This window comes from Pseudomonas sp. B10(2017), from assembly GCF_002113295.1.
Taxonomy (GTDB): domain Bacteria; phylum Pseudomonadota; class Gammaproteobacteria; order Pseudomonadales; family Pseudomonadaceae; genus Aquipseudomonas; species Aquipseudomonas pudica.
Genome location: NZ_NEJU01000010.1, coordinates 123,125 through 144,905 on the forward strand (window position 1 = coordinate 123,125; position 21,781 = coordinate 144,905).

The 21,781-nt window shown below is 63.3% G+C and carries 18 protein-coding genes; 17 read left to right on the forward strand and 1 reads right to left on the reverse strand.

Annotation, left to right across the window (positions count from 1 at the left end; translation table 11 throughout):
- Positions 1–288 precede the first annotated feature (288 nt).
- From mraZ to lpxC, 16 genes are all read left to right on the forward strand, one after another.
- Positions 289–744, forward strand: a complete 456-nt coding sequence (gene mraZ / locus CAF92_RS14440; RefSeq protein WP_004575120.1) for a division/cell wall cluster transcriptional repressor MraZ — start codon at positions 289–291, stop codon at positions 742–744.
- A complete protein-coding gene (gene rsmH, locus CAF92_RS14445) occupies positions 741–1,688 on the forward strand; it encodes a 16S rRNA (cytosine(1402)-N(4))-methyltransferase RsmH (protein ID WP_046616520.1) in 948 nt (315 codons plus the stop codon). Before mraZ ends, rsmH begins: the two co-directional genes overlap by 4 nt.
- Positions 1,685–1,978 carry a cell division protein FtsL gene (gene ftsL, locus CAF92_RS14450; RefSeq protein WP_025340552.1) on the forward strand — a complete coding sequence of 98 codons (294 nt, stop codon included), beginning with the start codon at positions 1,685–1,687 and terminating at the stop codon, positions 1,976–1,978. The genes rsmH and ftsL overlap by 4 nt, the downstream gene beginning before the upstream one ends.
- Positions 1,978–3,720, forward strand: coding sequence for a penicillin-binding protein 2 (locus tag CAF92_RS14455; protein WP_161797638.1), 1,743 nt, complete (start codon positions 1,978–1,980; stop codon positions 3,718–3,720). The genes ftsL and CAF92_RS14455 overlap by 1 nt, the downstream gene beginning before the upstream one ends.
- The gene (gene murE, locus CAF92_RS14460) at positions 3,717–5,207 is read left to right on the forward strand and encodes a UDP-N-acetylmuramoyl-L-alanyl-D-glutamate--2,6-diaminopimelate ligase (RefSeq protein ID WP_178081792.1); all 1,491 of its coding nucleotides are present in this window, start codon (positions 3,717–3,719) and stop codon (positions 5,205–5,207) included. Before CAF92_RS14455 ends, murE begins: the two co-directional genes overlap by 4 nt.
- Positions 5,200–6,567 carry a UDP-N-acetylmuramoyl-tripeptide--D-alanyl-D-alanine ligase gene (murF, locus tag CAF92_RS14465; protein WP_085601203.1) on the forward strand — a complete coding sequence of 456 codons (1,368 nt, stop codon included), beginning with the start codon at positions 5,200–5,202 and terminating at the stop codon, positions 6,565–6,567. Before murE ends, murF begins: the two co-directional genes overlap by 8 nt.
- Positions 6,567–7,649, forward strand: a complete 1,083-nt coding sequence (gene mraY / locus CAF92_RS14470; RefSeq protein WP_025340548.1) for a phospho-N-acetylmuramoyl-pentapeptide-transferase — start codon at positions 6,567–6,569, stop codon at positions 7,647–7,649. Before murF ends, mraY begins: the two co-directional genes overlap by 1 nt.
- 6 nt (positions 7,650–7,655) lie before the next feature.
- Positions 7,656–9,002 carry a UDP-N-acetylmuramoyl-L-alanine--D-glutamate ligase gene (murD, locus tag CAF92_RS14475; protein ID WP_085601226.1) on the forward strand — a complete coding sequence of 449 codons (1,347 nt, stop codon included), beginning with the start codon at positions 7,656–7,658 and terminating at the stop codon, positions 9,000–9,002.
- Entirely contained in the window at positions 8,999–10,213 is a 1,215-nt protein-coding gene (gene ftsW, locus CAF92_RS14480) for a putative lipid II flippase FtsW (RefSeq protein ID WP_046616524.1), read from the forward strand. The genes murD and ftsW overlap by 4 nt, the downstream gene beginning before the upstream one ends.
- The gene (murG, locus tag CAF92_RS14485; protein ID WP_046616525.1) at positions 10,203–11,282 is read left to right on the forward strand and encodes an undecaprenyldiphospho-muramoylpentapeptide beta-N-acetylglucosaminyltransferase; all 1,080 of its coding nucleotides are present in this window, start codon (positions 10,203–10,205) and stop codon (positions 11,280–11,282) included. Before ftsW ends, murG begins: the two co-directional genes overlap by 11 nt.
- Positions 11,275–12,723 (forward strand): UDP-N-acetylmuramate--L-alanine ligase, encoded by a 1,449-nt coding sequence (murC, locus tag CAF92_RS14490; protein WP_046616527.1) that lies wholly within the window; start codon positions 11,275–11,277, stop codon positions 12,721–12,723. The genes murG and murC overlap by 8 nt, the downstream gene beginning before the upstream one ends.
- Positions 12,720–13,676 carry a D-alanine--D-alanine ligase gene (locus tag CAF92_RS14495; protein ID WP_085601204.1) on the forward strand — a complete coding sequence of 319 codons (957 nt, stop codon included), beginning with the start codon at positions 12,720–12,722 and terminating at the stop codon, positions 13,674–13,676. The genes murC and CAF92_RS14495 overlap by 4 nt, the downstream gene beginning before the upstream one ends.
- A 5-nt stretch (positions 13,677–13,681) precedes the next feature.
- Positions 13,682–14,551 carry a cell division protein FtsQ/DivIB gene (locus tag CAF92_RS14500; RefSeq protein WP_046616529.1) on the forward strand — a complete coding sequence of 290 codons (870 nt, stop codon included), beginning with the start codon at positions 13,682–13,684 and terminating at the stop codon, positions 14,549–14,551.
- 14 nt (positions 14,552–14,565) lie between these two features.
- The gene (ftsA, locus tag CAF92_RS14505) at positions 14,566–15,822 is read left to right on the forward strand and encodes a cell division protein FtsA (RefSeq protein WP_015271706.1); all 1,257 of its coding nucleotides are present in this window, start codon (positions 14,566–14,568) and stop codon (positions 15,820–15,822) included.
- Between the two features lie 55 nt (positions 15,823–15,877).
- The gene (gene ftsZ, locus CAF92_RS14510; protein ID WP_003251871.1) at positions 15,878–17,074 is read left to right on the forward strand and encodes a cell division protein FtsZ; all 1,197 of its coding nucleotides are present in this window, start codon (positions 15,878–15,880) and stop codon (positions 17,072–17,074) included.
- A gap of 112 nt (positions 17,075–17,186) precedes the next feature.
- Positions 17,187–18,098 (forward strand): UDP-3-O-acyl-N-acetylglucosamine deacetylase, encoded by a 912-nt coding sequence (gene lpxC, locus CAF92_RS14515; RefSeq protein WP_003260771.1) that lies wholly within the window; start codon positions 17,187–17,189, stop codon positions 18,096–18,098.
- A 47-nt stretch (positions 18,099–18,145) separates the two neighbouring features.
- On the opposite strand, the gene CAF92_RS14520 is transcribed toward lpxC, so the two are convergent.
- Positions 18,146–18,601 carry a DUF721 domain-containing protein gene (locus CAF92_RS14520; RefSeq protein WP_085601205.1) on the reverse strand — a complete coding sequence of 152 codons (456 nt, stop codon included), beginning with the start codon at positions 18,599–18,601 and terminating at the stop codon, positions 18,146–18,148.
- A gap of 388 nt (positions 18,602–18,989) precedes the next feature.
- On the opposite strand from CAF92_RS14520, the gene secA reads away from it, so the two are divergent.
- Entirely contained in the window at positions 18,990–21,725 is a 2,736-nt protein-coding gene (gene secA, locus CAF92_RS14530) for a preprotein translocase subunit SecA (RefSeq protein ID WP_046616531.1), read from the forward strand.
- Positions 21,726–21,781 lie beyond the last annotated feature (56 nt).

Consider the following 21,781-nt stretch of genomic DNA (forward strand, 5'->3'; position numbering starts at 1 on the left):
CGATAGCAGATGCCCTCTGGTAATACCGAAAAAATCTTACTCTTAATAAATCACTTTAACTTTGAACTCCATCCGCTTGCGTGGGTTTGATTTTTCTCGTGTTTTTTTCCCCTCGGTAGTCCTTCCGCATTCCTTTATTGCGCTAAATCTCGGTCCTGTAAGGCTTTTCCTTCCGAACGTGCCTTGACGGTGCTGCGGGCGGATTCCTATAGTGTGCGCAAGTGGCAGAAAGTGGGATGAAGTGGGTTTTCTGGCACAAAAAAGCTAACATTGTGGGGAATCGCAGCCGTGTTCCGCGGAGCCAACGCCGTCAGCCTCGATGCCAAGGGCCGTCTCGCCATGCCGAGCCGGTACCGTGACGAGCTCGATTCGCGTTGCAATGGTCAGCTGATCGTGACCATCGACGCCGTTGACCCCTGCTTGTGTGTTTATCCCCTCGATGAGTGGGAACAGATAGAAGCCAAGTTGCGTGCCTTGCCATCGTTGCGTGAGGAAAACCGCCGCCTGCAGCGTTTGCTGATCGGTAATGCGGTTGACCTGGAGCTCGATGGCAGCGGGCGTTTCCTGGTGCCGCCCCGTCTGCGTGAGTACGCCAAGCTCGACAAGAAGGCGATGCTGGTGGGGCAACTGAACAAATTCCAGCTGTGGGATGAAGATGCCTGGAACGCGGTTTCGGCAGCCGACCTTGCAGCTATTCAACAACCGGGCGCCATGCCCGACGAATTGCGTGACCTGATCCTGTGACCATAGATAGCGGCTTCAACCACATTACCGTCCTGCTCGACGAAGCTGTCGAGGCATTGGCCCTGCGCGCCGACGGTTGCTATCTGGACGGCACTTTCGGCCGTGGCGGGCACAGCCGGCTGATTCTCAGCAAACTCGGGCCGCAAGGGCGGCTGCTGGGTTTCGACAAAGATCCACAGGCGATTGCCACGGGGCAAGCGCTGGCGGCCGAAGACGGCCGCTTTGTCATTGTGCAGCGCAGCTTTGCCGAGCTGGGCTCGGAAGTGGCTGAGCGCGGCCTGGATGGCAAGGTCAGCGGCGTATTGCTGGACCTGGGCGTTTCCTCGCCGCAGCTGGATGACCCCGAGCGTGGCTTCAGCTTCCTCAATGATGGCCCGCTGGACATGCGCATGAACCCGGATCAGGGCATCAGCGCCGCCGAGTTCATCGCCACTGCACCTGAAGAAGAAATCGCCCGCGTGTTCAAGGAATACGGCGAAGAACGTTTCGCCAAGCGCATGGCCCGCGCCGTGGTGCAGCGCCGTGAACAGCAACCGTTCACCCGCACCAGCGACCTCGCCGAGGTGCTGAAGGTGGCCAACCCGGCATGGGAGAAGGGCAAGAACCCAGCGACCCGCGCCTTCCAGGGGCTGCGCATCCACGTCAACAACGAACTCGGTGATCTGGAGGCAGGCCTCGAGGCCGCGATCAATGCGCTGGAAGTGGGTGGCCGCCTGGCAGTCATCAGTTTCCACTCGCTGGAAGACCGTATCGTCAAGCTGTTCATGCGCAAGCTGGTCAAGGGCGAGGCCGACAACCTGCCACGCAACCTGCCGGTTCAGCACAAGGCCTTCGAGCCGAAAATCAAGCTCATCGGCAAGGCCCAGTTCGCCTCCGAAGCTGAGCTCAAGGCCAATCCGCGGGCGCGCAGCGCCGTGATGCGGGTGGCGGAGAAGCTGCGGTGAGCAGGCTGTTTGCCAAACCCTTGCCAGGCGGAAGCTTCCTGATGCTTCTGCTGTTCGTTGCCGTGCTGATTTCGGCCATCGCCGTATCCTACAGCGCGCACTGGAACCGTCAGTTGCTCAACACCCTTTACGGCGAGTTGAACGAGCGCGACAAGGCCCAGGCCGAGTGGGGCCGGCTGATCCTCGAGCAAAGCACCTGGACCGCCGCCAGCCGCATCGAAAACCTGGCCTCCGAGCAACTGAAGATGCGCGTACCTTCGGCTGACGAAGTACGGATGGTGGCGCCATGATGAAGCTCGAAGGCGCACTCTACCCATGGCGCTTCCGCGTGGTGATCGGCTTGCTGGCGCTGATGGTCGGTGCCATCTGCTGGCGCATCATCGACCTGCAGGTGGTCGACCGTGACTTCCTCAAGGGCCAGGGCGATGCGCGCAGTCTGCGTCACATCCCTATTCCGGCTCACCGCGGGCTGATCACCGACCGTAATGGTGAACCGCTGGCAGTCAGTACCCCGGTCACCACCTTGTGGGCCAACCCAAAGGAAATGCAGGCCTCCAAAGACCGCTGGCCACAGCTGGCCGCAGCACTGGGGCAGAACCCGCAGCAGTTGGCCGAGCGCCTGACCCAGCAGGCCAACAAGGAGTTCATCTACCTGGTTCGCGGCCTGACCCCGGAGCAGGGCCAGCATGTACTCGACCTGAAGGTGCCGGGCGTTTACGGCCTGGAAGAGTTCCGTCGCTTCTATCCGGCCGGTGATGTCACCGCGCACATGGTCGGCTTCACCGACCTCGACGATCACGGTCGCGAAGGAGTGGAGCTGGCCTATGACGAGTGGCTGGCCGGCGTACCCGGCAAGCGGCAGGTGATCAAGGACCGGCGCGGTCGGCTGATCAAGGACATCCAGGTAACCAAGAACGCCAAGGCCGGGAAGACCTTGGCGTTGTCGATAGACCTGCGCCTGCAGTACCTGGCCACCCGCGAGCTGCGCAACGCCATTGCCGAACAGGACGCCAAGGCCGGTAGCCTGGTGATCATGGACGTCAAGACCGGTGAGGTCCTGGCCATGGTCAACCAGCCGACCTACAACCCCAACAACCGCCGCAGCATGTTCCCGGCCGCCATGCGTAACCGCGCGATCATCGACGTGTTCGAGCCGGGCTCCACGGTCAAGCCGATCTCCATGAGCGCGGCGCTGGAAAGTGGCCGCTGGAAGCCGACCGACAAGGTCGAGGTGTATCCGGGCAGCCTGCAGATCGGACGCTACACCATCAAGGACGTGTCCCGGAGCGAGGGGCCGATCCTCGACCTGACCGGCATCCTGATCAACTCCAGTAACGTGGGCATGAGCAAGATCGCCTTCGACATCGGCGGCGAGGCCATCTACCGGGTCATGTCCCAGGTCGGCCTGGGCCAGTACACCGGCCTTGGCTTCCCCGGCGAGCGTGTCGGCAACCTGCCCAACCACCGCGAGTGGCGCAAGGCCGAGACCGCGACCCTGTCCTATGGCTATGGCGTGTCGGTGACCGCCCTGCAGCTGGTGCATGCCTACGCGGCGCTGGCCAACGACGGCAAGATGGTGCCGTTGTCGATCCTCAAGGTCGACAAGGCCCCGGAAGCCGTGCAGGCCATTCCGAAGGAAACCGCCGAAACCGTCCAGGGCATGCTGCAACAGGTGATTGAAGCGCCACGTGGCGTGTTCCGCGCCCAGGTGCCGTTCTACCACGTGGCCGGCAAGTCCGGTACCGCGCGTAAAGCCACCGTGGGCTCCAAGGGCTACACCGAAAACGCCTACCGCTCGCTGTTCGCCGGCTTCGGGCCGATGAGCGACCCGCGCTACGCCATCGTCGTGGTCATCGACGAACCAGGCAAGGGCGGCTACTTCGGTGGCCTGGTTTCGGCGCCGGTGTTCAGCAAGGTCATGTCCGGCACCCTGCGCCTGATGAACGTGCCGCCAGACAACCTGCCGCCACCAGCACCCGTCGAACAATCGCAAGTCAATGCAGCAGCAACAGCCAAGGGAGGGCGTGGATGATGACAATGCCATTGAGCAAGCTTTTCGCTCACGCCAGCCGTGACCCGCTGATCCGTGAACTGACCCTGGACAGCCGCAATGTGCGCCCGGGTGATCTGTTCCTGGCCGTGCCGGGCGCCAAGGTCGATGGCCGCGAGCATATCGCCGATGCCCTGGCCCGTGGCGCCGCCGCCGTGGCCTACGAAGAGCAGGGCGCCAGGGTCCTGCCGATCACCGATGTGCCGCTCATCCCGGTCAAGGGCCTGATCGCCCAGCTTTCGGATATCGCAGGTCGCTTCTATGGCGAACCGAGCCGCCAGCTGAACCTGGTGGGCGTGACCGGTACCAACGGCAAGACCAGCGTTACCCAGCTGGTGGCCCAGGCGCTGGACTTGCTTGGCCAGCGTTGCGGCCTGATCGGCACCCTGGGTACCGGCTTTTATGGTGAGCTGCAGAGTGGCCGCCTGACCACGCCCGACCCGATCGCCGTGCAGTCGACCCTCAACGACCTCAAGAAAGGTGGCGCCAAGGCCGTGGCCATGGAGGTTTCCTCCCATGCCCTGGAGCAGGGCCGGGTCGCCGCGCTGGAATTCGACATCGCGGTCATGACCAACCTGTCCCGCGACCACCTGGACTACCACGGCAGCATGGAGGCCTACGAGGCCGCCAAGGCCAAGCTGTTCGCCTGGCCGAGCCTGCGCTGCCAGGTGGTCAACCTGGATGACGATTTCGGCCGCCGCCTGGCCGCCGATTTTGCCCGCCGCCCGAGTGTCGACCATATCGAGACCCGGTTGCTCAGCTACAGCCTGGAGAACTCGGAGGCCTCGCTGTACTGTCGTGAAGCCGTGTTCAATGACGATGGCGTGCGCGCCACCCTGGTCACCGCCCAGGGCGAACGTACTCTGCGCAGCCAGTTGTTGGGCCGCTTCAACCTGAGCAACATGCTCGCCGCCGTGGCGACCCTGTTGGCGCTGGACTATGCGCTGGACGAAATCCTGAAGGTCACCCCGCAGCTGAAGGGGCCGATCGGCCGCATGCAGCGCCTGGGTGGGGGCGACAAGCCGCTGGTGGTGGTCGACTACGCGCATACTCCGGACGCCCTGGAGAAAGTGCTCGAAGCCCTGCGCCCGCACGCGCACGGCAAGCTGCTGTGCCTGTTCGGCTGCGGCGGCGACCGAGATCGCGGCAAGCGCCCGCTGATGGCCGAAGTGGCCGAGCGCCTTGCCGATCGCGTGCTGGTCACCGACGACAACCCTCGTACCGAAGACCCGCTGCGCATTTTCGATGACATCCGTCCCGGTTTCGCCAGGCCTGCCGAGGTCGAGTTCGTTGCCGGTCGTGGCGAAGCCATCGCACACCTGATCGCCACTGCCGCTGCCAATGATGTGATCGTGCTGGCCGGCAAGGGGCACGAGGATTACCAGGAGATCAATGGCGAGCGCCATGACTTCTCCGATTTGACCGAGGCCGAAAAGGCACTTGCAGCCTGGGAGGCTCCACATGCTTAAGCCGATGTCACTCAGCCAGCTGACCAGAACGCTGGGTGGTCAACAAGTCGGTGCCGATGCCACCTTTACTGGCGTCAGTATCGACAGCCGCAGCGTTGGCGCCGGGCAACTGTTCGTCGCCCTGGCCGGCCCGCGCTTCGATGGCCACGACTACCTTGCCGACGTTAAGGCCAAGGGCGCTGTCGCGGCCCTGGTCGAGCGTGAAGTGGCCGATGTCGACCTGCCGCAGTTGCTGGTCGCCGATTGCCGCCTGGCCCTCGGCCAGCTTGGCGCGCTGAACCGTGCTGCCTTCGACAAGCCGGTGGTGGCCATCACCGGTTCCAGCGGCAAGACCACGGTCAAGGAAATGCTCGCCAGCATTCTGCGCACCCGTGGCCTTGTGCACGCCACCCGCGGCAACCTGAACAACGACCTCGGTGCGCCGCTGACCCTGCTGGAGATCGCCCCCGAGCACAGCGCCGCGGTGATCGAGCTGGGTGCCTCGCGCATTGGCGAGATCCGCTACACCGTCGGCCTGACCCAGCCCCAGGTGGTCATCATCAACAACGCCGGTACCGCCCATGTTGGCGAGTTCGGCGGCCCAGAAAAGATCGTCGAAGCCAAGGGCGAGATCCTCGAAGGCCTGGGCGAGGGTGGTATCGCCATCCTCAACCTGGACGACAAGGCCTTTGATATCTGGAAGGCACGCGCCGGCACGCACAAGGTCTTCAGCTTCGCCCGCAGCAATGCAAAGGCCGATTTCCATGCCAGCGACATCGGTCGCGATGCGCGTGGTTGCCCGTCGTTCAAGCTGCATGGCGCTGGTGGAGTGGTAGACGTGCAGCTCAATGTGCTTGGTGAGCACAACGTCAGCAACGCCCTTGCTGCCGCCGCTGCTGCCCATGCCGTTGGTCTGACCCTGAGCGGCATCGCTGCCGGCCTGGCTGCCGTGCAGCCGGTCAAGGGCCGTACCGTGGCGCAGATCGCGCCGAACGGCGTGCGTGTGATCGACGACAGTTACAACGCAAATCCCACCTCCATGTGCGCGGCCATTGATATACTCGCCGGCTTTTCCGGACGCACCGTCCTGGTGCTTGGAGATATCGGCGAACTGGGGCAATGGGCGGAAGAAGGCCACCGTCAGGTGGGTGACTACGCGCGTGGCAAGGTCGACGCCCTGTATGCAGTGGGTTCCAACATGACATACGCGGTCAAGGCGTTCGGCGCCAATGGTCGCCATTTCGCTACTCAAGCTGAGCTTATCGACGCGGTTGGCGCCGAGAATGCCAGCGACACCACTATCTTGATCAAGGGCTCGCGCAGCGCTGCGATGGAAAACGTCGTGGCGGCATTGTGCGGTGCCAGCGGGGAGAAACATTAATGCTGCTGCTGTTGGCCGAGTATCTGCAACAGTTCCACAAAGGCTTCGCGGTCTTCCAGTACCTGTCCCTGCGCGGGATTCTGGGTGTGCTGACCGCGTTGTCCCTGGCGCTGTGGCTGGGGCCGTGGATGATCCGTACCCTGCAAATCCGCCAGATCGGCCAGGCCGTACGTAACGACGGCCCGCAATCGCACCTGTCCAAGTCCGGCACCCCGACCATGGGTGGGGCGCTGATCCTGTCCGCCATTGCCGTCAGCACCCTGCTGTGGGCCGACCTGACCAACCGCTACGTGTGGGTGGTGCTGATCGTTACCCTGGCATTCGGTGCCATCGGCTGGGTCGATGACTACCGCAAGGTGATCGAAAAGAATTCGCGCGGCCTTCCAAGCCGCTGGAAGTACTTCTGGCAGTCGGTGTTCGGCCTGGCTGCAGCCATCTTCCTGTACAAGACCGCGCCGACCAGCGTCGAAACCACGCTGATCCTGCCGTTCATCAAGGATGTCACCATTCCGCTGGGCATCGGCTTCGTCGTGCTGACCTACTTCGTCATTGTCGGTTCGAGCAACGCGGTCAACCTCACCGACGGCCTCGACGGCCTGGCGATCATGCCGACGGTGATGGTCGGCGGCGCCCTGGGCATCTTCTGCTACCTGTCGGGCAACGTGAAGTTCGCCGAATACCTGCTGATCCCTTATGTGCCGGGTTCGGGCGAGCTGATCGTGTTCTGCGGCGCGCTGATCGGTGCCGGGCTGGGCTTCCTGTGGTTCAACACCTACCCGGCGCAGGTATTCATGGGTGACGTCGGCGCGCTGGCCCTGGGCGCCGCGCTGGGCACCATCGCCGTGATCGTCCGCCAGGAAATCGTGCTGTTCATTATGGGTGGCGTGTTCGTCATGGAAACCCTGTCGGTGGTGATCCAGGTTGCCTCCTTCAAGCTGACCGGCAAGCGCGTGTTCCGCATGGCGCCGATCCACCACCACTTTGAACTCAAGGGCTGGCCAGAGCCACGGGTGATCGTCCGCTTCTGGATCATCACCGTGATCCTGGTGCTGGTCGGCCTTGCCACCCTGAAACTGAGGTAGATGAGCGTGTCCCTGATCGCTTCCGACCAATTCCGCATCGTTGTCGGCCTCGGCAAGAGCGGCATGTCCCTGGTTCGCTTCCTGGCGAGCCGGGGCATTGCCTTTGCGGTCGCCGACACCCGCGAGCAACCGCCGGAACTGGACACCCTGCGCCGTGATTACCCGCAGGTGGAAGTGCGCTGTGGTGAACTGGACGTGGACTTCCTGTGCCGCGCCAACGAGCTGTACGTCAGCCCTGGCCTGGCCCTGGCCACCCCGGCCTTGCAGCAGGCGGCCGCACGTGGCGTGAAGCTGTCCGGTGACATCGAACTGTTCGCCCGCAACGCCAAGGCCCCGATCATCGCTATCAGCGGCTCCAACGCCAAGAGCACGGTAACCACCCTGGTCGGCGAAATGGCCGCCAAGGCTGGCAAGCGCGTGGCGGTGGGCGGCAACCTCGGTACCCCGGCGCTGGACCTGCTGGCCGATGACGTCGAGCTGTACGTGCTGGAACTGTCCAGCTTCCAGCTGGAAACCACCGACCAGCTCAACGCCGAAGTGGCCACCGTGTTGAACATCAGCGAAGACCACATGGACCGCTACAGCGGCCTGCCGGCCTACCACCTGGCCAAGCACCGGATCTTCCGTGGTGCCCGCCAGGTCGTGGTCAACCGCCAGGACGCCCTGAGCCGACCGCTGCCGGTGGAAGGCCGCCCATGCTGGACCTTCGGCCTGAATCAGCCGGACTTCAAGGCCTTCGGCCTGCGCGAAGTCGACGGCGAGAAATACCTGGCGTTCGAGTTCGAGACGCTGATGCCTGCACGTGAGCTGAAGATTCGCGGTGCCCACAACCAGAGCAACGCCTTGGCGGCGCTGGCCCTGGGGCATGCTGCCGGCCTGGCGTTCGAGCCGATGCTCGAGGCGCTGCGCGAGTTCGGCGGCCTGGCCCACCGTTGCCAGTGGGTGCGCGAGCGCAATGGTGTGAACTGGTACGACGATTCCAAGGCCACCAACGTCGGTGCTGCCCTGGCCGCCATCGAAGGCCTGGGTGCCGACATCGAAGGCAAGCTGGTGCTGATCGCCGGTGGCGATGGCAAGGGCGCCGACTTCGCCGCGCTGCGCGAACCGGTCAAGCGCTTCTGTCGCGCCGTGGTGCTGCTCGGTCGTGATGCCGAGCGCCTGGCCAAAGCCCTGGGCGATGGCGTGCAACTGGTCCGCGTCAAGACCCTCGACGACGCCGTGCAGCAATGCGCCGAACTGGCCCAGGCGGGTGATGCAGTACTGCTGTCGCCGGCGTGCGCCAGCCTCGACATGTTCAAGAACTTCGAAGAACGCGGGCGCCTGTTCGCCCAGGCAGCGGGAGGCCTTGCATGATCTTTGGCATCCTCAAGCCCTATCCGTCGCCGCTGATCAGCGGCCGTGGCATCGATCTGGACTTCGCGATGCTCGCTGGCTGCCTGGCATTGCTGGGCCTGGGCCTGGTGATGATCACCTCGGCGTCTTCGGAGGTGGCTGCGGTGCAGTCGGGCAACCCTCTTTACCACATGTTCCGCCACCTGGTGTACGTGTTCCTCGGCCTGGTCGCCTGTGGCGCCACCATGCTGGTGCCGATCGCCACCTGGCAGCGCATGGGCTTCCTGATGTTGCTGGGTGCCTTCGGCCTGTTGGTACTGGTGCTGGTACCGGGTATCGGCCGCGAAGTGAACGGGTCCATGCGCTGGATCGGCTTCAGCTTCTTCAACGTGCAGCCTTCGGAAATCGCCAAGGTGTTCGTGGTCATCTACCTGGCCGGCTACCTGGTGCGCCGACAGACCGAGGTACGCGAAACCTGGATGGGCTTCTTCAAGCCGTTCATCGTACTGCTGCCCATGGCCGCCCTGCTGCTGATGGAGCCGGACTTCGGTGCCACCGTGGTAATGATGGGCGCGGCGGCGGCCATGCTGTTCCTCGGCGGCGTGGGGCTGTTCCGCTTCAGCCTGATGGTGGTGCTGGCGGTGGTCGCGGTGTTCGTCCTGGTACAGGCGCAGCCTTACCGGATGGCGCGCCTGATTACCTTTACCGACCCGTGGTCCGACCAGTTCGGCTCGGGCTACCAGCTGACCCAGGCGCTGATTGCCTTCGGCCGTGGCGAGTGGCTGGGCGTTGGCCTTGGCAACAGCGTGCAGAAGCAGTTCTACCTGCCTGAAGCGCACACCGACTTCGTGTTTTCGGTACTGGCCGAAGAACTCGGCGTGGTCGGCTCGCTGCTGACTATCGCGCTGTTCGTATTCGTGACTGTGCGTGCCCTGTACATCGGCCTGTGGGCCGAAAAAGCCAAGCAGTTCTTTGCCGCTTATGTTGCCTTCGGCCTGGCCTTCCTCTGGATCGGCCAGTTCCTGATCAACATCGGTGTGAACGTCGGCCTGCTGCCGACCAAGGGCCTGACCCTGCCGTTCCTCAGCTACGGGGGCAGCTCGCTGGTGATCTGCTGTGCCTGCGTGGGCCTGTTGCTGCGAATCGAGTGGGAAAGCCGCACGCACCTGGGCAGTGAGGAACACGAATTCAGCGAAAGCGATTTTGCCGAGGAGACCAATCATGGCCGCTGACGGCAAGAACGTACTGATCATGGCGGGCGGTACCGGGGGCCACGTGTTCCCGGCCCTGGCCTGCGCCCGTGAATTCCAGGCGCGCGGTTACAGCGTGCACTGGCTGGGCACCCCGCGTGGTATCGAGAACGAACTGGTGCCCCAGGCCGGCCTGCCGCTGCACCTGATCCAGGTCAGCGGCCTGCGCGGCAAGAGCAAGCTGTCTTTGCTCAAGGCGCCGTTCACCCTGGTCAAGGCCGTACTGCAGGCGCGGCGTATCGTGCGTGAGCTCAAGCCGGTATGCGTGGTCGGCTTCGGTGGCTATGTGACCGGCCCCGGCGGCGTGGCCGCACGCCTGTGCGGTGTACCGCTGGTGATCCACGAGCAGAACGCCCGCGCCGGTACCACCAACCGCCTGCTGTTGCCGCTGGCTGCGCGTGTGTGCGAAGCCTTCCCGGCCACCTTCGCCGCCAGCGACAAACTGCGCACCACCGGTAACCCGGTGCGCCCGGAATTGTTCATGGATACCCTGCGCGCGCCCCTGGCCGAGCGCCGTGCGCGACTGCTGGTGATGGGCGGCAGCCTGGGTTCGGAACCATTGAACAAATTGTTGCCTAAGGCCTTGTCCGAAGTGCCCGCTGCGCTGCGGCCAGAGGTATTCCACCAAGCCGGCAAGCAACATGCGCCGGTCACCGCCGAGCGTTATCGCGAGGCGGGCGTCGAAGCTCAGGTAGAGCCCTTCATCAAGGACATGGCCCAGGCCTATGGCTGGGCCGACATTGTCGTGTGCCGGGCCGGCGCCTTGACCGTCAGCGAGCTGGCGGCAGCGGGCCTGCCTTCGATGCTGGTGCCGTTGCCCCATGCGATCGACGACCACCAGACCCACAATGCCCAATATCTGGCCCGGGAAGGCGCAGCCTTCCTGATGCCACAAGCGACAACTGGCGCAGCGCAGCTCGCTGAACGCCTGAACGAGGTGCTGATGCAACCCGAGAAACTCAACGTCATGGCAGGCACCGCACGGCGCCTGGCCAAACCTGCCGCAACCAGCACCGTGGTCGATATCTGCCTGGAGGTGGCCCATGGTTGAGAGCCAGAAAGCCATGCCCCAGCCGAAGATGGGCCGTATCCGCCGTATCCACTTCGTCGGTATCGGCGGCGTGGGCATGTGCGGCATTGCCGAAGTGTTGCTGAACCTGGGCTATGAAGTGTCCGGCTCCGACCTGAAGGCCTCGCCGGTCACCGAGCGCCTGGAATCGTTCGGCGCCGAGATATTCGTCGGCCACCGCGCCGAGAACGCCGCCACCGCCGATGTGCTGGTGGTGTCCAGCGCCATCAACCCGGCCAACCCGGAAGTCGCCACCGCCCTCGAGCGGCGCATTCCGGTGGTGCCGCGTGCCGAGATGCTCGCCGAACTGATGCGCTACCGCCATGGCGTGGCCGTTGCCGGCACCCACGGCAAGACCACCACCACCAGCCTGCTGGCCTCGGTGTTCGCCGCAGGCGGCCTGGACCCGACCTTCGTCATCGGTGGGCGCCTGACCGCTGCCGGCACCAATGCCCAGCTGGGTACCAGCCGCTACCTGATTGCCGAAGCGGACGAGAGCGATGCCAGCTTCCTGCACTTGCAGCCAATGGTTGCCGTGGTCACCAACATCGACGCCGACCACATGGCGACCTACGAAGGTGACTTCAACAAGCTGAAGAAGACCTTCGTCGAGTTCCTGCACAACCTGCCGTTCTACGGCCTGGCCGTGATGTGCCTGGATGACCCGGTAGTGCGCGAGATCCTGCCACAGGTCAAGCGCCCGACCGTGACCTATGGCTTCAGCGACGAGGCCGACATCCGCGCCATCAACGTGCGCCAGATGGGCATGCAGACCCACTTCACCGTGCTGCGCCGCGACCGCGAGCCGCTGGAGGTGTCGGTGAACATGCCCGGCAACCACAACGTGCTCAACGCCTTGGCCACCATTGCCATCGCCACCGACGAAGGCATCACTGACGAAGCCATCGTTCAGGGCCTGTCCGGCTTCCAGGGCGTCGGCCGCCGCTTCCAGGTGTACGGCGAACTGCCGGTCGAAGGCGGCAGCGTGATGCTGGTCGACGATTACGGCCACCACCCGACCGAAGTGGCTGCGGTGATCCAGGCCGTGCGCGGCGGTTGGCCAAGCCGTCGCCTGGTGATCGTCTACCAGCCGCACCGCTACAGCCGTACCCGCGACCTGTACGACGATTTCGTCCAGGTGCTGGGCGATGCCAACGTGCTGCTGCTGATGGAAGTCTACCCGGCCGGAGAAGAGCCGATCCCCGGTGCCGACAGCCGCCAGCTGTGCCATAGCATCCGCCAGCGCGGCAAGCTGGACCCGATCTACATCGAGCGTGGCGTCGACCTGGCGCCAGTGGTCAAGCCACTGCTGCGCGCTGGCGACATCCTGATCTGCCAGGGTGCCGGTGATGTCGGCGGCCTGGCCCCTCAATTGATGAAAAGCCCGCTGTTCGCTGGCGCCAAGCAGGAGAAGTCGAAATGACCAGCGCCTACGACAAGCTGCACTCGAGCCTGGACGTCAAGGCGTTCGGCCGCGTCGCAGTGCTGTACGGCGGCAAAAGCGCCGAGCGCGAAGTGTCGCTCAAGTCCGGTGCCGCAGTGATCGACGCGCTGACCACCGCCGGTGTCGACGTGGTCGCCATCGACGTGGGTGACGACCTGCTCGATCGCCTGCAAAGCGAGAAGATCGACCGCGCCTTCATCATCCTCCACGGCCGTGGCGGCGAGGACGGCAGCATGCAGGGCCTGTTGGAGTGCCTGGGTATCCCCTACACCGGCAGTGGCATCCTTGCCTCGGCACTGGCCATGGACAAGCTGCGTACCAAGCAGGTGTGGCAGAGCCTGGGCATTCCGACCCCGCGCCACGCGGTGCTGGCCAGCGAAAGCGATTGTTTGCAGGCCAGTACGGAACTGGGCTTCCCGCTTATCGTCAAACCCGCCCATGAAGGTTCCAGCATCGGCATGGCCAAGGTGAACAGCGCCCAGGAACTGGTCGCCGCCTGGCAGGACGCAGCTAAATACGATTCCCAGGTACTGGTGGAGCAGTGGATCCACGGGCCGGAGTTCACCGTCGCGGTATTGCGCGGACAGGTGCTGCCGCCGATCGCCCTGGGTACGCCACACGTGTTCTACGACTACGACGCCAAGTACATCGCCAACGATACCCAGTATCGCATTCCGTGCGGCCTGGACAGCGTCAAGGAACAGGAACTGATCGACCTGACCGCGCGTGCCTGCGATGCCATCGGTATCGAAGGTTGGGGGCGGCTGGACGTGATGCAGGACGAGCAGGGCCGGTTCTGGCTGCTCGAAGTCAACACCGCACCCGGCATGACCGACCATAGCCTGGTGCCCATGGCGGCCCGCGCGGCCGGCCTGGACTTCCAGCAACTGGTGCTGGCGATCCTGGCCGAGAGCGTGGCGACGCGAGGTTAACGACCATGCAAGGCGCGATGATACGTCAGCAGCAACCCGTTACCGGCCGAAGCAAGCCGGTACCGCGTGGTGCCAGCCGGCTGGTGGCCGACGAGCCCGTATCGGCGCGCCTGCCGCGGCCAAGCTTGGGTGGCCTGAAGCGTCTGCTGTGGCCGGTGGTCCTGGTGGCAGCCGGGTTCGGCGCCTACGAGGGCGCCATTCGCCTGATGCCGTACGCCGACCGGCCGATCACCAAGATCGATGTGCAGGGCGATCTCAGCTACATCAGCCAACAGTCGGTGCAGCAGCGTATCGCGCCCTACGTGGCAGCGAGCTTCTTCAGCGTCGACCTGCCGGCGATGCGCGCAGAGCTCGAGCAGATGCCGTGGATTGCCCATGCCGAAGTGCGCCGGGTGTGGCCCGATGAGGTGGTGATCCGCCTGGAAGAACAGTTGCCGGTGGCGCGCTGGGGTGACGAAGCCTTGCTCAACAACCAGGGCCAGGCTTTCACCCCGCGCGAACTGGCCAACTACGAGCACCTGCCGCAGCTGGCCGGGCCGCAGCGTGCTCAGCAACAAGTGATGCAGCAGTATCAGGTATTGAGCCAGATGCTGCGCCCCCTGGGCTTTTCCATCGCTCGCCTGGAGCTGCGCGAGCGAGGCAGCTGGTTCCTGACCACGGGCGCGAGCAGCGCCGGGCCGGGCATCGAGCTGCTGCTGGGGCGCGACCATCTGGTGGAGAAGATGCGCCGTTTCATTGCCATTTACGACAAGACACTCAAAGACCAGATCAGCACTATCGCCCGCATTGATCTGCGTTACTCCAACGGACTTGCCGTTGGTTGGCGGGAACCGATTGCACCGACGACGGCCCAACCCGCCGTTGCGAAGAATTAGAGAGAGGCAGGACCATGGCAAACGCGCATAGCGGCAAAATGATCGTCGGGCTGGACATCGGCACCTCCAAGGTGGTGGCGCTGGTGGGTGAAGTGGGCGAGGACGGCACCCTGGAAATCGTCGGGATCGGTACCCATCCGTCCCGCGGCCTGAAAAAAGGCGTGGTGGTGAACATCGAGTCCACCGTGCAGTCGATCCAGCGCGCCGTGGAAGAAGCGCAGCTGATGGCCGGCTGCCGCATCCACTCGGCCTTCGTCGGCGTGGCCGGCAATCACATTCGCAGCCTGAACTCCCACGGCATCGTCGCCATCCGCGACCGCGAGGTCAGCCTGGCCGACCTGGAGCGCGTACTCGACGCCGCCCAGGCCGTGGCCATCCCGGCCGACCAGCGCGTGCTGCACACCCTGCCGCAGGATTACGTGATCGACAACCAGGAAGGCGTGCGCGAGCCGCTGGGCATGTCTGGCGTGCGTCTGGAAGCCAAGGTCCACGTGGTCACTTGCGCGGTCAACGCGGCGCAGAACATCGAGAAATGCGTACGCCGCTGCGGCCTGGAAATCGACGACATCATCCTCGAGCAGCTGGCCTCGGCCTACTCGGTACTGACCGACGATGAAAAAGAGCTGGGCGTGTGCCTGGTGGACATCGGTGGTGGCACTACCGACATCGCCATCTTCACCGAGGGCGCGATTCGTCACACCGCGGTGATCCCGATTGCCGGCGACCAGGTGACCAACGACATCGCCATGGCCCTGCGTACCCCGACCCAGTACGCCGAAGAAATCAAGATCCGCTACGCCTGCGCCCTGGCCAAACTGGCTGGCGCCGGCGAGACCATCAAGGTGCCGAGCGTGGGTGATCGCCCACCGCGCGAGCTGTCGCGCCAGGCCCTGGCCGAGGTGGTGGAGCCACGTTACGACGAGCTCTTTACCCTGATCCAGGCCGAACTGCGCCGCAGCGGCTACGAGGACCTGGTGCCGGCCGGCATCGTCCTTACCGGTGGCACCGCCAAGATGGAAGGCGCCGTGGAACTGGCCGAGGAAATCTTCCACATGCCGGTACGCCTGGGCGTGCCGCACAGCGTTCGGGGGCTCAGCGACGTGGTTCGCAACCCGATCTATTCCACCGGTGTGGGCTTGCTCACCTACGGCCTGCAGAAGCAGACCGAAGACCTGCCCCTGACCGGCAACAGCAGCAACAACAGCTATGGCGATGAACCGAAGGCTCCAGTGCTTGAACGCTTCAAGCGCTGGGTCCAGGGCAATTTCTAAGTTTCAAAGCAGTAGTGGTAGGCGCGACAACTAGAGAACTGTAAGGAGAGGGAAAATGTTCGAGCTCGTAGACAACGTCCCGCAAAGCCCGGTCATCAAAGTGATCGGTGTTGGCGGTGGTGGCGGCAACGCCGTGAACCACATGGTCAAGAGCAGCATCGAGGGCGTGGAATTCATCTGCGCCAACACCGATGCCCAGGCGCTGAAAAACATTGGCGCGCGCACCATCCTGCAATTGGGCACTGGCGTGACCAAGGGCCTGGGTGCTGGTGCCAATCCGGAAGTCGGCCGCCAGGCCGCGCTGGAAGACCGTGAGCGCATCGCTGAAGTGCTGCAGGGCACCAACATGGTGTTCATCACCACTGGCATGGGCGGCGGTACCGGTACCGGTGCAGCGCCGATCATCGCCGAAGTGGCCAAGGAAATGGGCATTCTCACCGTTGCCGTGGTGACCCGTCCGTTCCCGTTCGAAGGCCGCAAGCGCATGCAGATCGCCGATGAAGGCATCCGCATGCTGGCCGAAAGCGTCGACTCGTTGATCACCATCCCCAACGAGAAGCTGCTGACCATCCTGGGCAAGGATGCCAGCCTGCTGTCCGCCTTCGCCAAGGCTGACGACGTACTGGCCGGTGCCGTGCGCGGTATCTCCGATATCATCAAGCGTCCGGGCATGATCAACGTCGACTTCGCCGACGTGCGTACCGTGATGGGTGAAATGGGCATGGCCATGATGGGTACTGGTTGCGCCAGCGGCCCGAACCGTGCGCGTGAAGCCACCGAAGCAGCGATCCGCAACCCACTGCTGGAAGACGTCAACCTGCAGGGCGCCCGCGGCATTCTGGTGAACATCACCGCAGGCCCTGACCTGTCGCTGGGCGAGTACTCCGACGTGGGTAGCATCATCGAAGCCTTCGCCTCCGACCACGCCATGGTCAAGGTCGGCACCGTGATCGACCCGGACATGCGTGACGAGTTGCACGTGACCGTAGTGGCTACCGGCCTGGGCGCGCGCATCGAGAAGCCTGTGAAGGTGGTCGACAACACCCTGCAGACTGCGCAGCAGGCATACGAGGCTTCCAACCCGGCGCCGGTACGCCAGGAGCAGCCTGCGGTCAACTACCGTGACCTGGAGCGCCCGACCGTAATGCGCAACCAGGCCCATGCAGGTGCCGCTGCGGCCGCTAAACTGAACCCTCAGGATGACCTGGACTACCTCGATATCCCGGCATTCCTGCGTCGTCAGGCTGATTAATGGAATTTATCAGGGGTATAAAGGTGATTGGTATTCATCAAAGGTTGGGTCTGTTATCATCCCCAGCCTTTGTTGATACCTGTTCGCAATTTGCGCTGAAGCGGCCAATGCCATGATTAAACAACGCACCCTGAAGAATACCATCCGTGCCACAGGTGTCGGTCTGCACTCCGGGGAGAAGGTTTACCTGACCCTCAAGCCTGCACCTGTTGACACCGGCATCGTCTTCCGCCGCGCCGACCTCGACCCTGTGGTCGAAATCCCGGCGCGTGCGGCCAACGTCGGCGAGACAACCATGTCGACGACGCTGGTCAACGGTGACGTCAAGGTCGATACGGTCGAGCACCTGCTCTCCGCCATGGCGGGCCTGGGCATCGATAACGCCTACGTCGAGCTCTCCGCCTCGGAAGTGCCGATCATGGATGGCAGCGCCGGACCCTTTGTATTCCTGATTCAGTCTGCCGGCCTGGAAGAACAGGACGCAGCCAAGAAGTTCATCCGCATCCTGCGTGAGGTAACCGTGGAAGAGGGCGACAAGCGCGCCACTTTCCTGCCTTTCGACGGTTTCAAGGTGAGCTTCGAGATCGACTTCGATCATCCGGTCCTCAAGGGCCAGACCCAGAGTGCGGTCGTCGATTTTTCCAGCACCTCGTTCGTGAAGGAAGTCAGCCGCGCCCGTACTTTCGGCTTCATGCGTGACATCGAGTACCTGCGCAAGCACAACCTTGCGCTGGGTGGCAGTGTCGAGAACGCCATCGTGGTCGACGAGACCGGTGTGCTCAACGAAGACGGCCTTCGTTCCGATGACGAATTCGTCAAGCACAAGATCCTCGACGCCATTGGCGACCTTTATCTGCTGGGCAACAGCCTGATCGGCGAGTTCAAGGGCTACAAGTCCGGCCACGCGCTGAACAACCAGCTGCTGCGCAAGCTGATTGCCGAAACCGATGCCTGGGAAGTGGTCACCTTCGAAGATGCCAGTACGGCACCGATCTCGTACATGCGCCCTGTTGCGGCCGTGTAAGTTCGAACACTCTCTAGTTCATTGAGGCCACCTTCGGGTGGCCTTTTTTATGGTTTGTCCCGGGCGTGGGCGGCCAATCGTTCCAGTGCTGCGCGCAGCCTTGGGTCAGTGATGCCCTCGGCCGTATCGAGCAGGCTTTCGGCTGCGTTATTGGACAGTTCCGCAGCATGGCCACCACGCTTGGCTGGCACCAGCGGGGGCTGGACCTTGTACAGGATGCGCCTGAGGTTGGCGAACGCTTCCATGGCCTGTAATGCCGACATCAGGCGTTTCTGCTGATAGCGCAGGCGGGTTGCCCAGTGGCCGTCGGTTACCACCAGCAACAATGTGCCATCGCGCCACGACGCCACATGGCAGTGCTCGCGGGCAGCCGGTTGCAACTGGCTTTCCAGCAGACGCTGCAGGTGTTCCAGGCGTTCGGCCTGGTTCAGCAGCAGGCGCAGCGGGCGTACCTGGCGAAGCAGGGCCGAGGGCGGCTGGGCGGGGGAGGGTTTGTAGGCCATGGGGGTACGCATGAGATTACATGGTCCGCAGTCTAACATCCCACAGCCTGCACTGGCCTCTTCGCGGGTGAACCCGCTCCCACAGGTACGGCACTGCCTTAGTGTGTAGATGATCCTGTGGAAGCGGGTTTACCCGCGAAGAGGTCGGCACAGATAACAAAAGACAAGACTCATTCTCGATACGTTTCATCTTCCCGAACCTTGAACTCAAGGAGAATGCCCCTATCTAAAACAAGCCCCCGCCAAAACGCTGTACAAGCATCGTGGAAATCCACCACTTTCCTCACCATCGTTTCCGGGTAGAATGCTCGTTCGCATGCGGCCTCAGGGCTGCACGGGCGACTCATGGGGCCGCCCTCCATCCCTACGTGTGGAAGATCCTGCCGATATGTTTGCGCCTTTGTTAAAGAAACTTTTTGGAAGCAAGAACGAGCGTGAAGTCAAACGCATGCTCAAGACGGTGAACATCGTCAATGCTCTCGAAGAGAAGATGGTGGCCCTCTCCGACGAGCAACTGCGGGGCAAGACCGCAGAGTTCAAGGAGCGCCTGGCCAAAGGCGAGACACTGGACCAGTTGCTGCCTGAAGCCTTCGCCGTGGCCCGTGAGGCCGGCAAGCGCGTGATGGGCATGCGCCACTTCGACGTGCAGCTGATCGGTGGCATGACCCTGCACGAGGGCATGATCGCAGAAATGCGTACCGGTGAAGGCAAGACCTTGGTCGGTACCCTGGCCGTGTACCTCAATGCATTGTCCGGCAAGGGCGTGCACGTGGTCACCGTCAACGACTACCTGGCCCGCCGCGACGCCAACTGGATGCGCCCGCTTTACGAGTTCCTCGGCCTGTCGGTCGGCATCGTCTCGGCCTTCCAGCCGCCGGAAGAAAAGCGCGCCGCCTACGCGGCCGACATCACCTACGGCACCAACAACGAATTCGGTTTCGACTACCTGCGCGACAACATGGCGTTCAGCCAGGACGAGAAGTTCCAGCGTGAACTGAACTTCGCCGTGATCGACGAAGTCGACTCCATCCTCATCGACGAAGCGCGTACCCCGCTGATCATCTCCGGTCAGGCCGAGGACAGCTCCAAGCTGTACATCGAGATCAACCGTCTGATCCCGCGCCTTACCCAGCACATCGAAGAGGTCGAAGGCCAGGTTACCCAGGAAGGCCACTTCACCATCGACGAGAAGAGCCGTCAGGTCGAGCTGAACGAAGCCGGTCACCAGTTCATCGAAGAGATGCTCACCCAGTCCGGCCTGCTGGCCGAGGGCGAGAGCCTGTACTCGGCGCATAACCTGAGCCTGCTGACCCACGTCTACGCCGGCCTGCGCGCGCACAAGCTGTTCCACCGCAACATCGAATACATTGTCCAGGACGGCCAGGTGCTGCTGATCGACGAGCACACCGGCCGTACCATGCCGGGCCGTCGTCTGTCCGAAGGCCTGCACCAGGCCATCGAAGCCAAAGAGAACCTGAACATCCAGGCCGAGAGCCAGACCCTGGCTTCGACCACCTTCCAGAACTACTTCCGCCTTTATACCAAGCTGTCCGGCATGACCGGTACCGCCGACACCGAAGCGTTCGAGTTCCAGTCGATCTACGGGCTCAACGTGATGGTCATTCCGCCGAACAAGCCGTTGGCGCGTAAAGACTTCAACGACCTGGTGTACCTGACCGCCGACGAGAAATACGCCGCGATCATCGCCGACATCAAGGAAAGCATGAAGCAGGGCCGCCCGGTGCTGGTGGGTACTGCGACCATCGAAACCTCCGAGCACATGTCCAACCTCCTGAAGAAGGAAGGTATCGACCACAAGGTGCTCAACGCGAAGTATCACGAGAAGGAAGCCGAGATCATCGCGCAAGCCGGTGCGCCAGGTGCCCTGACCATCGCCACCAACATGGCCGGCCGTGGTACCGACATCCTGCTGGGCGGTAACTGGGAAGCCGAAGTGGCTGCCCTTGAAAACCCCACCGCCGAGCAGATCGCCCAGATCAAGGCCGACTGGCAGAAGCGTCACCAGCAGGTGATCGAGACGGGTGGCCTGCATGTGATCGCTTCCGAGCGCCACGAGTCGCGTCGTATCGACAACCAGCTGCGTGGCCGTTCCGGCCGCCAGGGCGACCCGGGCTCCAGCCGCTTCTACCTGTCGCTGGAAGACAGCCTGATGCGTATCTTCGCCTCTGACCGGGTGAAGAACTTCATGAAGGCGCTGGGCATGCAGTCCGGCGAGGCCATCGAGCACCGCATGGTCACCAACGCCATCGAGAAGGCCCAGCGCAAGGTCGAAGGCCGCAACTTCGACATCCGCAAGCAGTTGCTGGAATACGACGACGTGGCCAACGAGCAGCGCAAGGTGATCTACCACATGCGCAACAGCCTGCTGGCCGCCGAGAACATTGGCGACACCATTGTCGAATTCCGCAAGGAAGTACTGGACGCTACCATCAGCCAGCACATTCCGCCGCAGTCGCTGCCAGAGCAGTGGGACGTGGCCGGTCTGGAAGCTTCGCTTGCCAGCGATTTCGCCATGAAGCTGCCGATCCAGCAGTGGCTCGACGAGGACGATCACCTCTACGAAGAGACCCTGCGCGAGAAGCTGCTGAACGAAATCACCACCGCGTACACCGAGAAGGAAGACCAGGCCGGTATCGAAGCCCTGCGTACCTTCGAGAAGCAGATCCTGCTGCGCGTGCTGGATGACCTGTGGAAAGACCACCTGTCGACCATGGACCACCTGCGTCACGGTATCCACCTGCGTGGTTATGCGCAGAAGAACCCGAAGCAGGAGTACAAGCGCGAATCCTTCAGCCTGTTCCAGGAGCTGCTCGAGTCGATCAAGCGCGACACCATCCGTGTGCTGTCGCACGTTCAGGTACGCCGCGAAGACCCGGTCGAAGAGGAAGCCCGCCTGCGCCGCGAGGCCGAGGAACTGGCCAGCCGCATGCAGTTCCAGCACGCCGCTGCTCCGGGCCTGGAAAGCGAGCAGCTGAACGAGGAGGGCGCAGAAGTGGCCGTTGCCTCGGCACCGGTGCGCAACGAGCAGAAGCTGGGCCGCAACGAGCCGTGCTGGTGTGGTTCGGGCAAGAAGTTCAAGCATTGCCACGGGCAGATCGAGTGATCTGACCTGAATTGGGGCCGCGGTGCGGCCCTATCGCGACACAAGGCCGCTCCTAC